Origin of the sequence: Klebsiella sp. 141251 (assembly GCF_050600725.1) — a bacterium.
Lineage (GTDB): Bacteria > Pseudomonadota > Gammaproteobacteria > Enterobacterales > Enterobacteriaceae > Klebsiella > Klebsiella aerogenes.
The window spans coordinates 37,668-52,606 of record NZ_JAQIRG010000011.1; the positions used below are offsets into that span (position 1 = coordinate 37,668).

Sequence of the window (14,939 nt, forward strand, 5' to 3'; positions counted from 1 at the left end):
TCCTTATAGCATTTCAATAAAGGCGGCGACGCGGGTGCTGAGCTGGCCGAGATCCGCCGTCGAATAGTCGGTTTCAATCGCGATATAAGGAATGTCGTGCCGCTGGCGCACGTGACGCTTGATCGCCAGCGATTCCACGGCGTAGGTATGGCAAGCCTGCAGAATCACATCGACCACGCCGTCGGCCTGATACTCCTCAACCATCTGACTTAGCAATTGCAGGCGCTGGTCGTTAGGTGAAATACAGGAGCAGCCGATGGCGAGATATTTATCGGTTAAGGCATCGTAGACGTCGCCATCTTCCGCTACGCAGCGTTCGGTGGCCTTCGCGCCGGTACAGTTCTCGTAGCCCACCACCCAGCCGCCGTTTTCTTCGATAGCGCGGACGACTTTTTCCGCCGCGCCGCCGATCGGGCAGCCGGTGATCAGAATACGCGGACGAGACGCCAGCCGTTGGCCTCCTTGCCATTGCTGATGGATACGTTCCGCCATCGCGTTCAGTTCGTCAATCAGCGCGCTTTTGTCGAAGCGGAAGGTGGCGCCATAAACCACCTTTAGAATATCGCTGCCGCTAAGCGCCGGCGGATTGAGTTGCCCGAGGCGATAGAAGTTGGCCAGCGCCCGGCGTTCGCGATTTTTCAGTACGATGGCTTCACGCAACGCCGCTTCGCTAATGGGCGTGGCGAACCGGGTTTCAACGACCTGCTGCAGGCGTTTGATTTCCGCTTTCCACAACGCGCGGGAGGCGGCGTCGCTGGCGCTGTTCGGTAGTTGCATTACGTGTACCGCCTTGAATTCGGCCATGTACTCGTACATCTTCTTTTTGCCGTCGCAGGTGGTTTCGCCGACCACCAGATCGGAGAAATAAAAGTAGGGGCATTTATCGGTTTTGCCAAAGCCGTAGCTGCTTTTAATCAGCGGGCAGAGATTGCGCGGCAGGTCTTTCTCCGCCTCTTCGATGGTTTCATCAGAAGTGGAACACAGTGAGACGACTACGGCGCCCGCCGCCATGGCTATCTCCTGGGGCATAAAAGTGCAGTAGGTACCGACCAGCGGCACGTTCTGCTCTTTGAGTTCCATTACGCTGAGAAAGCCTTTCTGGCGAGCTTCTGAGAATTGATCGAAGAGGGCGGGTAGATCGGTGATGAGCGACATGATTTTCCTTCCCCGTACACGGGAGATGATGAAAGAGTCGCCATTATAACCTTGTTATTTGTGCGTGTTTATTGATCTCCCGCCCATCCTGACGGCGTTAATAGACCTTCTTCAAATCCATCTCTTCCTGAATGCGCTCGCTCCATGCCAGATGGGTGCGGATGGCTTCCTCAATACCGGCGTTGTAGAACAAAGGCCCCAGCTCTGTGGCGATAAAGTCGACAAAAAACTCGGCGTCGAACTGTTCCAGCTCCAGGTTAAAGGTCTCTTCGCAGTACTTGCTTAGCCGCTCGCGTAGCAGATCGCGCTGCGCCGGGCTGAGTTCAATATCGCTCATGCGTGGTTATTCTCTGTGGGTTATTCAGGATTGCCGGGCTTCGATGACCGCCTCTGAACGCTGGCGCAAATTACGGAGTAACCCCGCCAGACAGCAGGCGGCGACGATCCCGGCGGCTACCGCCAGCAGGTGGAACGGCAATCTGCCGCCATGGAACCATAACCAGCGCGCGCCTTCAATCGACAATGCGCTGACGCTAAGGATCACGATATTCAGCGAGGCGGAAACGGTGCCTTTCGGCAAGTCGTTGGAAAAAAGGGTAAAACGGAACAGCGTCGGGAAAATCAGCCCGATGCCGAAGGCGTAGAAGCAGGTGCCGAGCACCGACCACAGCCAGACGTGCGGCCACGTCAGATTACCGATAATCAGGATCGCCAGGCCAACCATCTGGATGGGCACGGCGCTTAACACAAAGCGCGGGCGAGTCGGGTCTTTCACCCAGCGCGCCACCGACAGGTTAGCGATAATCACCGCGCTGAAGACCGGCACCTGGCTCCAGGCAAACTCGCTGGAGGTGAGCCCGCCGGCGTCCATTAAAATCACCGGCGATACTGCCACCCAACTCATCAGCGGAATATAGCTCAGCGCCAGCGTGGCGGCGCCGAGTAAAAAGATGCGGTTGCGGAAGACGTCGCGAAAATCGCACATCACGCCGAGCGGGCTAAACGGCACGTCGCCGCGACGCACCGTCTCCGGCATGTTAAACAGTAAACCCAGCCAGGCCACCAGCCCCATCGCGGCGATAATGCCAAACAGCGCTTTCCAGTGGATAAAATGCATCAACGCCGCGCCGGAAAGCGGGCCGACGATCGGCGCCACCAGCACGATGGAGGTAATCACCGCCATCAGCTTGATTGACCGCTTTTCGTCAAAGGCCTCCTGCACGGTGACGTAGCCGACGGTGGCGATAAAACAGATACTGGTGCCCTGCACAAAGCGGGCAATCAGGAACTGGGTCATTGAGGTCGTCCACAGGGTGGCGAAGCAGGCGAGGGTAAAAATCAGCGCGCCGCTCAGCAGTACCGGTCGGCGGCCAATACGATCGGAAAGCGGTCCCAGCAGCCACTGTAGCGCCATCCCACCGGCCATATACAGGCTCACCGAGGCCGGAGCCAGCGCCACATCGGCGTTAAAATCCCGTACTACGTGCAGGATCCCCGGCTGGATGAGATCGGTGGTCAGGTAGGCGGAAAAGTCATACAGGATCAGCGCCATCGGAAAGAACAGCGATGCGCTGTAGCGGGCGCTCAATCGCGAAATCCATGACATAACCTTCTCCTTGCCGTCGGGTATTCATCGTTCGAATGGTTATGATGCTACCATTGTCAGCCGATATGAAGATGCAGCAGCGCCGGAATTTGCGATAACAGCCACAGGCCGAGGCCGATAGTGCCGCCGACCAGCGTGCCGTTGATGCGAATAAACTGCAGGTCCTTGCCGATGTTGAGCTCGATCTGTCGCGACATATCGCGCGCGTCCCAGCTTTTGACCGTATCGCTGATATGGCGAGTGAGGAAAGCGGAGAATTCCGGTGCCACCCGATGCGCCGCCTGCTCCAGATGCTCATTCAGCGATTCACGCAGCGCGTCGTCGCGCACCAGCGTTTCGCCGAACCACTGACCGGCCTCGGCGATCCGCTGCTTGATGCGCGAATCGTCACTGCTGATATCGTTTTTCACCCAGCCGCGCAGATCCGCCCACACCTCGCCGAGATAGCGATTAAAGGTCTCATCGTTTTTCAGATACGCTTTGATGTTATCGGCTTTTTGCGCCATTTGCGGGTCGGATTTCAGATTGTCGATTAGCTTCTGTGCCGCGCGGTCGAAGGCCTGACGAATCTGGTGCGTGCGGTCCTGAGTGACCTCATCGAGCAGCGTATTCACCGCGTCAGTCACCATCTCGGCGCTGTGCTCGCCAAGCCACTCGGTGGGTAACAGTTTGGCCTTCAGCGGATGTTCGGTCTCCAGCCAGTGCACGATACCGCGGGCGATAAAGGCGCGGGAGCTGTCGCGCTGTAGCAGGGCGATCAGCTGGCTTATTAGTGAATCCAACAGCTTTTGATGACGATTATCGCGGGTTAGCCCCTCCAGCATCATGGCGCTGGTCTGCGTCAGGTCGACCTTATCGATAGCCTTGTGCACCGCGCGCCGCAGCAGACGCTGAATACGGGTGTCATCGGTGAGCTCGAGAAAACCGCTCATCACCTGTAGCAGATGTTGACCCACACGGCGGGCGTTTTCGGGCTGGCTGAACCAGTTGCCGAGCATCAGGGCCGGTTCATAGCGGCGGATCAGCGCCACCAGAGATGGGGTATCAAGAAACTTCTCCTGCACGAAATGGCCGAGATTATCGGCGATCCGGTCTTTATTACGCGGGATGATCGCCGTATGGCGGGCGACAAACGGCAGCGGAATGCGGCGAAACAGGGCCACCACCGCAAACCAGTCGGCCAGCGCCCCGACCATCGCCGCTTCGGAAATAGCCTTTAGCGCGCTGACCCACGGCGTCGGCGGTAGCAGCAGCGTAGTGATAAACAGCGCCGCCGCAATGAGCAGCAGCGACAGCGCCAGCAGTTTGGCGCGTTTTAATTCAGCGAGTTTTTCCATAGGTTTAAGCATATAACCTGACGGCGAGGTCATGCAAAAATTGGCAGCACTTCCTGTGCCTGCGGGTCAATTTGCGAGTGGGCTGCCAATATTGGATAACGATTGCAGCACGCAGAAATTAGCTTTCGGCACGGCTCGTGAAAACGCTTTTTGCCCTCATGGAATATTCCGGATATACCTAACTTTACCCGCATCGTCAGCTATCTCGACTACCCTTAATATCCTTAGCGGCATTTTTGACTGCGTTAATAGCGATAACAAGGAGACATGCGATATGGCTTATCAGACAGTGAATCCTGCGAATAACCAGCTAATTAAGAGCTATCCCGCACACAGCGATGCGGACGTGGAGGCGGCGCTAAAACAGGCCAATGCGCTTTATCATTCTGCATGGGCGAAAGGCGATATTGCGCAGCGTCTGCCGGTGCTGCATAAGCTTGCCGATCTTATCGACAGCCGGGCGGAGGAGCTGGCGAAAATCGCCAGCCAGGAGATGGGGAAGCTCATTAAACAGAGCCGCGGCGAGGTCAAACTCTGCGCGCAGATCGCCCGCTATTATGCCGACAACGCCGAACGGTTCCTGGCGCCGGTGAAGTATCCCTCCGAGCCTGGCGAAGCCTGGGTTGAGCACCATCCCATCGGCGTCTTAATGGCGGTGGAGCCGTGGAACTTCCCCTATTACCAATTAATGCGCGTGCTGGCGCCAAATCTGGCGGCCGGTAACCCGGTGATTGCCAAACATGCCAGCATCGTTCCGCACTGCGCCGAGACCTTCGCGCATCTGGTGCGCGAGGCTGGGGCGCCAGAAGGGGCATGGACCAATCTGTTTATCTCCCAGGATCAGGTGGCGAAAATCATCGCCGACGATCGGGTGCAGGGCGTGGCGCTGACCGGTTCGGAAAAAGCGGGCGGCATCGTAGCGGCGCAGGCGGCGAAACATATCAAGAAAGCGACGCTGGAGCTGGGCGGCAACGATGTGTTTGTAGTGCTCGACGATGCCGACCTGGAACGCGCGGTGAAAATTGGCGTACAGGCGCGGCTGAACAACGCCGGGCAGGTTTGCACCGCCGCCAAGCGCTTTATTTTGCATGAAAAGATCGCCGAGCCGTTCCTGAGCAAGTTTAGCGATGCCTTCCGCCAGGTGAAGATCGGCGATCCGCTGGATGAAAGCACTACGCTTGGCCCACTTTCCTCGAAAGATGCGCTGGAAACCTTAAGCAAGCAGGTCGACGAGGCGGTGAAGCATGGGGCCAAATTACACCTTGGCGGCAAGCCGGTTTCGGGCGAAGGCAACTTCTATGAACCCACCATTCTGACGGGAATTACCCGTGATAACCCGGCGTACTTCGAGGAGTTCTTTGGCCCGGTGGCGCAGATTTACGTGGTGAAAGACGATGATGAGGCGATTGCGCTCGCCAACGACTCTCACTACGGCCTGGGCGGCGCGGTGTTCAGTCAGGACATTGAGCGGGCGAAGCGCATGGCTTCGGGGATTGAAACCGGCATGGTCTATATCAACTGGTTAACGGATACCGCGCCGGAGCTGCCTTTTGGCGGCGTGAAGCGTTCCGGCTTTGGCCGCGAGCTCTCCGACCTCGGTATCAAAGAGTTTGTGAATCAGAAGCTGGTGGTCGTTCGCCGCTAAACCACCCTGCGCGCAATATCCCTCTCCCATCGGGAGAGGGTAACCTTTTTGCCGCGGCTATTTGCGTAGCCCGGCAAACGCGGCGCGGATTTCCTCTTCCGGCAGCTGAATGCCGATAAACACCAGCGTGCTGTGCGGCGTTTCATCGCCCCACGGGCGGTCCCAGTCGGCGCTGTAGAGGCGCTGCACGCCCTGGAACAGCAGGCGATTTGGCTCGCCGTCGATCCATAGCATGCCTTTATAGCGCATCAGTTGCTCGGCGAAGGAGAGCAGCAGGTTTTCCATCACCCGTGACACCTCACTGATATCCACCGGATAGTCGAGCTCGACCACAATCGACGAGACGTCGTTCTGTTTTTCCGCCACGAAGTGAAAGCGCGGTGTGGCGCTGACAACCTTCTCTTCGAGCATAAAACCGCTGGTATTAAAGAGCAGGCTTAAATCGATATCGCCGTGGATGACGGTATAAATTGGCGCCCGCGCGTTGATGCGCGCCAGCCGTTCGCGCAGCTTTTCGGTGTCGCCGGCGACATCGGTTTTGGTTAACAGAATCCGGTCCGCGTAGCCGACCTGCGACTGGGCAATGGTGAACTGATCCATCTGCTGGTCGGCATGGACGGCGTCGACCAGGGCGATCACGCCGTCCAGCAGATAGCGTTCGCAAAGCACCTCGTGGGAGAAAAAGGTCTGGATAATCGGCCCCGGGTCGGCCATGCCGGTGCACTCAATCACCAGTCGGTCGAAGGCAATCTCGCCGCGATCGCGGCTGTCGAGTAGATCGAGCAGGGCATCCTCCAGTTCGTTGGAGCGCGTACAGCAAATACAGCCGTTGGTCAGGGTTTTAATCTGCGTGGCGCGATCGCCGATCAGCTGGTCGTCAACGGAAACTTCGCCAAATTCATTTTCAATCACGGCGATTTTGAAACCGTGCTGCTCATTAAGGATGTGGCGCAGCAGGGTGGTTTTTCCCGCGCCGAGAAAACCGGTGAGTAGGGTGACTGCAATCGGTGCCATTATTGCCTCCATTAACAGCAGCGTACGCCGCCTTTGCCGTCGCCGCCGTAGCGGGCCTGCTGGCGTTCGCGGAAGAATTCTTCATAAGTCATGTACGGCTGATCCGGATGGTTGGTTTGCATATGGGTGACGTAGTTGTCGTAATCCGGAATGCCGATCAGCATTTTTGCCGCCTGACCGAGATATTTTTTTGCCTGACCTAAGTTACCAAACATTGTGAGTTCCAGATAACGAATAAAGCCGGATGGCGGCTAGCGCCATATCCGGCCTACGTTAATGCGCTTTTGGTAGGCCGGATAAGCGTAGCGCTATCCGGCATCAGGGTTAATGATGTGACGAGGTTTTCACGCCGCCTTCCGGTACCGGCACATACGGAGTCTCTTTGTCGGTACGCACCTTATTGTTGCGGACATTGAGCCAGGTTTTGATGCCGTAGAAGATGATGCTGTACACCACCACCAGGAACAGGATGCTCAGGCCGGCGTTGGTGTAGTTGTTAACCACGATATGGTTCATGTTGGCGACCTGCTGCGCGGTCAGCTCGCCGCCGGCGGCAATCTTCTCTTTATACTGCTGAGCCATAAAGAAGAAGCCTTCCATCTGCGGGTTGGTGCTGAACAGTTTCAGACCCAGCGCCCAGGTGGTGCACAGCAGCAGCCACGCAGCCGGAATAACGGTAACCCAGATATATTTGGTGCGCTGCATTTTGATCAGCACCACCGTGCCGAGCACCAGCGCCACCGCGGCCAGCATCTGGTTAGAAATACCGAACAGCGGCCACAGGCTCTTCACGCCGCCCAGCGGGTCGACCACGCCCTGATACAGCAGGTAACCCCACAGGCCGACGCAGCCCGCGGTACCGATAATACCGGCGACCAGCGAGTCGGTTTTTTTCAGGAACGGCACGAAGTTACCCAACAGATCCTGCAGCATAAAGCGGCCTGCGCGGGTACCGGCATCCAGCGCGGTGAGGATAAACAGCGCTTCAAACAGGATACCGAAGTGGTACCAGAAGCCCATATCCGCCATCGGGATGATTTTGTGGAACACGTGAGCGATACCGACGGCCAGCGTCGGCGCGCCGCCGGCGCGGTTCAGTACGGAAGGTTCGCCGATATCTTTCGCCGTTTGCAGGATCTGCTCAGGTGAAATTACGAAGCCCCAGGAGCTGACGGTCGCCGCCGCGTGGACGGTCACTTCTTTCAGCTGCGCAGCGATCATCGCCGCGTTTTCACCGCCCATTTCGTGCAGGTTTGGCATGACGATGCCAAGGCCCGCCGGCGGGGTGTTCATCGCGAAGTAGAGACCCGGTTCGATAATTGATGCCGCGACCAGCGCCATGATGGCGACGAACGACTCCATCAGCATCGCGCCGTAGCCGATAAAGCGGGCGTCGGTTTCGTTGGCCAGCAGCTTCGGCGTGGTGCCGGAGGCGATCAGCGCGTGGAAGCCGGAGACCGCGCCGCAGGCGATGGTGATAAACAGGAACGGGAACAGCGCGCCTTTCCACAGCGGGCCGGTACCATCAATGTACTGGGTCACTGCCGGCATTTTCAGGTCCGGGTTGAGGATAACGATCCCCAGCGCCAGGCCGACGATCACGCCGATTTTCAGGAAGGTGGCCAGATAGTCACGCGGCGCCAGAATCAGCCATACCGGCAGCAGCGCGGAGATAAACGCGTAGCCAATCAGGGTAAAGGTGATGGTGGTGTCTTTAAAGGTCAGCGCCGGGCCCCAGTACGGGTCGTGAGCAATGATGCCGCCAAACCAGATAGACGCCACCAGCAGCACGATACCGATAACCGAGACTTCACCGACGCGGCCAGGGCGCAGGAAGCGCATATAAATACCCATAAACAGCGCGATAGGCACCGTCGAGCAGACGGTAAAGACGCCCCACGGGCTCTCCGCCAGCGCTTTCACCACGATGAGCGCCAGCACCGCGAGGATGATGATCATAATCAGGAAGCAGCCGAACAGGGCGATAGACCCCGGTACCGGCCCCATCTCTTGTTTAATCATCTCGCCCAGCGAGGCGCCGTTGCGCCGCGAGGAGATAAACAGCACCATGAAGTCCTGTACCGCGCCCGCCAGCACCACGCCGGCCAGCAGCCAGAGGGTGCCCGGCAGATAGCCCATCTGCGCGGCCAGTACCGGGCCGACCAGCGGGCCGGCGCCGGCAATAGCGGCGAAGTGGTGGCCGAACAGCACGTAGCGGTTGGTCGGCACGTAGTTCAGGCCATCGTTATTAATGACCGCCGGCGTCGCGCGCGTTGGGTCAAGCTTCATCACCTTCTGCGCGATGTACAAGCTGTAATAACGGTAGGCGACGAGGTACACGGAAACCGACGCGACGACGATCCACAGAGCACTGACGTGCTCACCGCGGCGCAACGCGACGACTGAGAGGCAAAATGCCCCGATGATTCCAAGAATCACCCAGGGTATGTGCTTGAGTAGTTTTTTGGTATCCATAGTAAAACCTGGCGTTAATTAGATTAATAATTGGCCGAAGCCGTCTGGTTTTGTGTTTGGGTTGGTGGAGGTATTGATTAGCTAGGCTAGCGTCGATCTTGCCAGAACTGCGCGCGCGTAAAGTTGGGTAAATGAGTGAGTGGTTGTATGGGGGGTTAAGCGGTCGCTAGCTGGGGTAAGCGGTTGGCTATGAAGTGAACAGGAGATAAATATGTGATTGAGATCACAGGGTATTATGACCGGGAAGATGGTCATGAAAGATAAGGCTCCTCCCCGGGCGGAGAGGAGCAGACGAGGCCATTACACCGCGACTTCCATTTCCATCATCACCGGATGGAAACGGCGTTTAAAGTAAATCAGGCCGTGCCCTTGCGGGCTCAGGGTAATATTGCGGATCTCCACCAGATACACCAGGTGGGTACCAATGGTTTGCACCTGGCTTATCTCGCCTTCGAGGCTGGCCAGCGAGCCTTTCAGCACCGGCTGCCCGAGCGCGCCCTGCTGCCAGCCGCTGAGGGCGAACCGCTCTTCCATCGTCACCCCGGTCATCCCGGCGAAATGACGGGCCATGATTTCCTGCTCGTGGTTCAGCACGTTGATGCACAACTTGCCGTTGCCCTGAAAGACCGGGTTCATTGCGCTGTTGGCGTTGATACAAACCATTACCGATGGCGGCGTATCCGTCACCGAGCAAACCGCCGTGGCGGTAATGCCGCAGCGGCCGGCTTCGCCTGCGGTGGTGACAACGTTAACCGCCGCCGACAGGCTGGCCATGGCATCGCGAAAACGCAGGCGTTGTTCATCTAATTGCATTATGACCTCCCGCTGTGAATTACTTCAGCAGCTTATCCAACATGTTGATATCAGCGTTATTGTGCAGATGCGGCACCGTCCAGCCGTTCTGGTCGTACTCGGACAGGCAGCGGTCAACCATCGCCATCATTTTGTCCATATTGCCGGAGCTCTGCGCCTGGCGCAGACACTGCAGGCGAATTTCATCCTGGCTACCGGAGTAGTTGATTTCATACAGTTCATGACGGCCGCCGAATTCGCTGCCGATCGCGTCCCACATTAGTTTGAGGATCTTGATACGTTCAACGTGATCCATACCGTTGGAGCCGCGCACGTACTTCGCCAGATACTGGTCGATCTGCGGGTTGTTCAGATCGCGGGCGCTGGACGGCAGATAAATCAGGCCGCTGGTGACGTTACGCTCGATGATGTTCTTGATCTTGGCGTAGGCCATCGGCGCCATCACGCGATAGGTCTGCAGCGCGGCGTGATCCGGCAGCCATGCGCCGTTGACCCACGGCGTCGCTTCCGAGCACATAGAATCGCTTAACGCCCAGAACATGTTGCGCCACGCCACCACTTCGCCAAGGTCGGCCTGCACGCCGCGGAATTCGAGAGTGCCGGTACATTCCAGAGAACGCTTCAGCAGGGCGGTGATAAAGTCCAGTTTTACCGCCAGGCGCACGCAGGCCTGCAGCGGGTACATGCGGGCGAAACCGCCTTCCATGGTCCAGCGGCGGCAGCGGTCGAAGTCGCGATAAATCAGTACGTTCTCCCATGGGATCAGCACCTTATCCATCACCAGAATCGCGTCGTTCTCGTCGAAACGGCTGGAAAGCGGATAGTCGTACGGCGAGCCGGTCGCACCGGCGACCATCTCATAGGAGGCGCGGGAGATAAGCTTGACGCCTTCGGCATCCATCGGCGCGACGAACATCAGCGCGAAGTCCGGGTTCTCGCCCATCACCTGCGCGGAGCCGAAGCCGATCATGTTGTAGTGGGTCAGCGCCGAGTTGGTGGCGACCACTTTCGCGCCGCTGACGATGATCCCGGCATCGGTCTCTTTTTCCAGCTTGATGTAGACGTCCTTCACTTCATCGGCCGGCTTGTGGCGGTCGATCGGCGGGTTGACGATAGCGTGGTTAAAGTACAGGCCGGTTTCCTGAATGCGGGTGTACCAGTTGCGGGCGTTCTGCTCGAACTGGCCGTAAAACGCCGGGTTGGCGCCTAGCGAGCAGCCGAAGGCGGCTTTGTAGTCCGGGGTGCGGCCCATCCAGCCGTAGCTTAAGCGCGACCACTCGGCGATGGCGTCGCGCTGCTGGCGCAGATCGTCGGCGCTTTTCGCCACGCGGAAGAATTTATGGGTGTAGCCGCCGCTACCGGTATCGGTGCCCCAGCACAGGGAATCCTGCATCTCCGGTTTGTGCAGCGCATCGTACAGCTGAGCGACAGAAGCCGCGGCATTACGGAAGGCCGGATGCGTGGTGACATCCTTCACGCGCTCGCCGTAGATATAAATTTCGCGGCCATCCTGCAGGCTTTTTAAATACTCTTCGCCAGTTAACGGGCGTTTCGCGTCGGCGCGGAAATCTTCAGGTTTCATAGGGGCCTCTTCAGTATTTATCGGAATAATGATGTTAAATATATGTTTTGTTTTTGTTGTTTAATTGAAGCGGTTATTGCGCTTATCGTGAAGGGACGTTTGCGACAACGGCGGGTACTTTTCAGGCGGGAGTGAATTTTGTGATCTCTGCAGCTTTTGGCGGGTGGCGCGGCGCTGACCCGCCCTATGGACCGTAGCCCCGGCAAGCGCGGCGCCGCCGGGGTATTACGACACCGGTACTTTTTGCGCCCGGTAACTGCTTGGCGAGCAGCCGACCTGGCGGCTAAAAAAGCGCGCAAAATAGGCGGGATCTTTAAACCCCAGTTGCCAGGCTATCTCATTGACCGCGCTATCGGAAAACAGCAGCAGCCGCTTCGCCTCGCGTAGCTGGCGGTCGAATATCAATCGCTTCGGCGGGCGGTTGGCGAAGCGGCGGCAGATATCGGTCAACCGCGATTCGGTCAGATGCAGCTCGTTGGCGTAATCCGGTACCGTCCAGTGTTGATGAAAGTGGCTGTCGATCATCTGGTTAAAGCGCTGGAATAATTTCAGCTCGCCGCGCATGCCGCTGGCGGCATGATCGTCGAGCCTGGCGTTGCGCAGCAGCAGGGTAAATACCGCCTGCGCCAGCAGCGCCAGGGTATGCTCGCGCCCCGGCAGCTGAGCGGTGGATTCGCGGCGAATCAGCTGCCAGTAGTGCGCCAGCGCCGCCAGCTCGTCGGGTTTATCCGCCAGCGACAGGCAGATCCCCGGCAGGCCGAAGGTCTCCCGCGTGCCGGGATAAAGTACCTCCAGCAGCGGCCAGATGAGTTCTTCGTGCACCGTCAACACGTGACCATCGCTATCGGACTCGGTAATAAAGGCGTGCGGCACCGAAGGCGGCGTTATCACAAACAGCGGCGCCTGCACCGAGTAGCGATGGTCATCAAGCTGCAGCTCAATCTGCCCGGTATCAAGAAAGTGCATCTGAAAATAGCGGTCGTGGCGATGCGCCTGCATGTCGCGGCCAAAAAAGGCCGCCATACGGGCAAACGACTGATAGTGCACCTCTTCGGTACCCAGGCTCTCGTCGTAATCTTTATTGATATCGATGTTGGCGATTGAATGCTGACACATACCCGCTCCTTAGTGGCCTTTTTGCGCCGCTAAGCCCGGCGCGGCGGCGGCATCATCGCGCTGGCTCATCGGAATGCGGGTGAGCACCAGCGCGCCGACGATTAGCAGCCCGGCGACAAACCACAGCCCGGAGCTAAAGCTGCCGGTGGTATCGCGCAATATGCCGATCAACAGCGGGCTGACGGCAGAGCCGACGTTGCCGATGGCGTTGATCACCGCCAGCGCCACCGCGCGCGACTGCAGGCTGATCACCCGATCCGGGGTGGTCCAGAAAATGGCCATCGCGGTAAAAGATCCCACCGAAGCCATAATAATGCCGATCAGCTGGATCAGACTGTGGTGGGTTGCCGAAGCCAGCAGCCAACCCGCTGCGGCGAACAGGTAGGGCAGGATGGTATGCATCTTGCGCTCTTTGCACCGGTCGGAGCGGCGACTCCACCAGATCATGCCGAAAATGGTGCAGAACTGCGGGATCGCCGCCAGCAGGCCAATCATGATGTTGCTGCTGCCGGTGTTAAAGCTCTGCAGGATCTGCGGCGTCCAGATATTAATGGCGCTGAGGGTATTGGTCAGGCAGAAGTAGGCGAGGGTATACATCAGCACCGCTGGCGTCAGTACTTCGCGCAGCGTGGAGCGCGGCGAGGCCGGGACGATCGCCGCATGTTCCCGTTCGCGATCGATCATCGCCTTCAGCGCCTGTTTCTCTTCGTTGTCCAGCCAGTTGGCTTTATCCGGCGTGTCGTTGAGGAAGAACCAGGTGACGACGCCGAGTACCACCGACGGCAGGCCTTCCAGCAGAAACAGCCACTGCCAGCCTTTCAGGTTCCACAGGCCGTCGAGCGCCAGAATATAGCCGGAAAGTATCGAGCCGAGCATCATGGTCACCGGCATGGCGATCATAAACAGGGCGTTGGCGCGGGCGCGATGGTAGGCCGGAAACCACCAGGTCAGATAGACGAGGATCCCCGGCAGAAAGCCGGCCTCGGCGATGCCGACCAGCATGCGCAGGATGTATAGCGTATGTGGATTGGTGGCGAACATGGTACAGGTCGAGGCGATCCCCCAGACCACCATGATCCCGGCAATCCAGCGGCGCGCGCCGACTTTCGCCAGCATGATATTGCTGGGGATCCCGCACAGCACGTAGGTGACGTAGAACAGCGTCGCCGCCAGGCCGAACATGGTGGAGGTCAGGCCGAGATCTTTGCCCATCGTCAGGCCGGCGAAACCGATATTAATTCGATCCAAAAATGAGAAAACAAAGAGAACAAACAGGAAGGTGATCAGGCGGCGGAACAGCTTTTTGATCACCCGGTTTTCTACTTCAACGGCTTTATTATCATTGTGTTGCAGGGTAGAGGTAGTCATGTTGCGCTCCACATTATCCGTTCAATAGACGGATTTATTGTTATCGGTTGTGGTCGTTGCGGTGTGGGTAAAACGGGCCGCCAGCGCTTCTGCGCCGCGGGCCAGTAGAGTGGTATCGACGCCGACGGCGACGAACAGCGCGCCCAGTTCAAGATAGCGTTTCGCCAGTTGTTCATTGGCCATCAGGATCCCCGGCGCCTTGCCGGCCTGACGGATTTGCTGGATGGCATCTTCGATGGCGGCCTGCACTTCCGGGTGCTGCGGATTGCCGCCGTGGCCCATATCGGCGCTGAGATCCGCCGGACCGATAAACACGCCGTCCACCCCGTCGACATCGAGGATCTGCGGCAGATTTTTCAGCGCTTCGCGGGTCTCAATCTGTACCAGTAGGCACATGGCGTCGTTGGCCCGGTGGATATAGTCCGGGACGCGATTCCAGCGCGAGGCGCGGGCCAGCGCGCTACCGACGCCGCGGATGCCGGCAGGCGGGTAGCGGGTGGATCTGACCGCCAGCCGCGCTTCTTCGGCATTCTGCACCATCGGCACCAGCAGGGTTTGCGCGCCGACGTCCAGTAGCTGTTTAATTTGTACCGGATCGTTCCACGACGGGCGCACCACCGGCTGGCTGGGGTAGGGCGCGATGGCCTGAAGCTGGGTCAGCACCGTTTGTACATTGTTGGGCGCGTGTTCGCCGTCGATCAGCAGCCAGTCGAAGCCCGCGCCGGCCAGCAGTTCGGCGCTGTAGCTGCTGCACAGCCCAAGCCACAGGCCGATTTGCGGACGCCCGGCCTTGAGCGCCTCTTTAAATGCGTTGTTCATGTTGCTCTC

13 protein-coding genes are annotated in these 14,939 nt (G+C 58.4%); 1 reads left to right on the forward strand and 12 read right to left on the reverse strand.

All coding sequences use genetic code 11. The features are described 5' to 3' along the window. Positions 1-3 precede the first annotated feature (3 nt). The 4 genes from PGR09_RS21250 to PGR09_RS21265 all read right to left on the reverse strand — a co-directional run bounded on the left by PGR09_RS21250 (position 4) and on the right by PGR09_RS21265 (position 4,110). On the reverse strand, positions 4-1,155 hold the full coding sequence (locus tag PGR09_RS21250) for a double-cubane-cluster-containing anaerobic reductase (RefSeq protein WP_047043832.1): 1,152 nt from the start codon (positions 1,153-1,155) through the stop codon (positions 4-6). Positions 1,156-1,252: 97 nt separating this feature from the next. Then, positions 1,253-1,492 carry a DUF2164 domain-containing protein gene (locus tag PGR09_RS21255; RefSeq protein ID WP_045395479.1) on the reverse strand — a complete coding sequence of 80 codons (240 nt, stop codon included), beginning with the start codon at positions 1,490-1,492 and terminating at the stop codon, positions 1,253-1,255. Positions 1,493-1,516: 24 nt separating this feature from the next. Continuing rightward, positions 1,517-2,761, reverse strand: coding sequence for a multidrug efflux MFS transporter MdtM (mdtM, locus tag PGR09_RS21260; protein ID WP_047043834.1), 1,245 nt, complete (start codon positions 2,759-2,761; stop codon positions 1,517-1,519). A 56-nt stretch (positions 2,762-2,817) separates the two neighbouring features. Next, on the reverse strand, positions 2,818-4,110 hold the full coding sequence (locus PGR09_RS21265; protein WP_165430622.1) for a DUF445 domain-containing protein: 1,293 nt from the start codon (positions 4,108-4,110) through the stop codon (positions 2,818-2,820). Between the two features lie 262 nt (positions 4,111-4,372). Here PGR09_RS21265 and PGR09_RS21270 point away from each other — a divergent pair, with 262 nt between their 5' ends. Then, complete coding sequence (locus PGR09_RS21270; protein WP_430916491.1) at positions 4,373-5,743, forward strand: NAD-dependent succinate-semialdehyde dehydrogenase; 1,371 nt, start codon at positions 4,373-4,375, stop codon at positions 5,741-5,743. Positions 5,744-5,800: 57 nt separating this feature from the next. Here the strand turns inward: PGR09_RS21270 and yjiA are convergent, their stop codons facing one another. From yjiA to hpaI, 8 genes are all read right to left on the reverse strand, one after another. After that, complete coding sequence (gene yjiA / locus PGR09_RS21275) at positions 5,801-6,757, reverse strand: GTPase (protein WP_015368442.1); 957 nt, start codon at positions 6,755-6,757, stop codon at positions 5,801-5,803. 11 nt (positions 6,758-6,768) lie between these two features. Then, a complete protein-coding gene (locus PGR09_RS21280) occupies positions 6,769-6,972 on the reverse strand; it encodes a YbdD/YjiX family protein (protein ID WP_002887451.1) in 204 nt (67 codons plus the stop codon). Positions 6,973-7,081: 109 nt separating this feature from the next. Next, positions 7,082-9,232, reverse strand: coding sequence for a carbon starvation CstA family protein (locus PGR09_RS21285; RefSeq protein ID WP_045395482.1), 2,151 nt, complete (start codon positions 9,230-9,232; stop codon positions 7,082-7,084). Positions 9,233-9,532: 300 nt separating this feature from the next. Then, a complete protein-coding gene (locus tag PGR09_RS21290) occupies positions 9,533-10,045 on the reverse strand; it encodes a 4-hydroxyphenylacetate 3-monooxygenase reductase subunit (RefSeq protein ID WP_002887467.1) in 513 nt (170 codons plus the stop codon). A gap of 19 nt (positions 10,046-10,064) precedes the next feature. Beyond that, positions 10,065-11,627, reverse strand: coding sequence for a 4-hydroxyphenylacetate 3-monooxygenase, oxygenase component (gene hpaB / locus PGR09_RS21295; RefSeq protein WP_430916492.1), 1,563 nt, complete (start codon positions 11,625-11,627; stop codon positions 10,065-10,067). 225 nt (positions 11,628-11,852) lie between these two features. Next, the gene (gene hpaA, locus PGR09_RS21300) at positions 11,853-12,743 is read right to left on the reverse strand and encodes a 4-hydroxyphenylacetate catabolism regulatory protein HpaA (RefSeq protein WP_004182836.1); all 891 of its coding nucleotides are present in this window, start codon (positions 12,741-12,743) and stop codon (positions 11,853-11,855) included. Positions 12,744-12,752: 9 nt separating this feature from the next. Beyond that, positions 12,753-14,111 (reverse strand): 4-hydroxyphenylacetate permease, encoded by a 1,359-nt coding sequence (gene hpaX / locus PGR09_RS21305; RefSeq protein WP_320482976.1) that lies wholly within the window; start codon positions 14,109-14,111, stop codon positions 12,753-12,755. A 21-nt stretch (positions 14,112-14,132) separates the two neighbouring features. Further along, entirely contained in the window at positions 14,133-14,930 is a 798-nt protein-coding gene (hpaI, locus tag PGR09_RS21310) for a 4-hydroxy-2-oxoheptanedioate aldolase (protein ID WP_430916493.1), read from the reverse strand. Positions 14,931-14,939 lie beyond the last annotated feature (9 nt).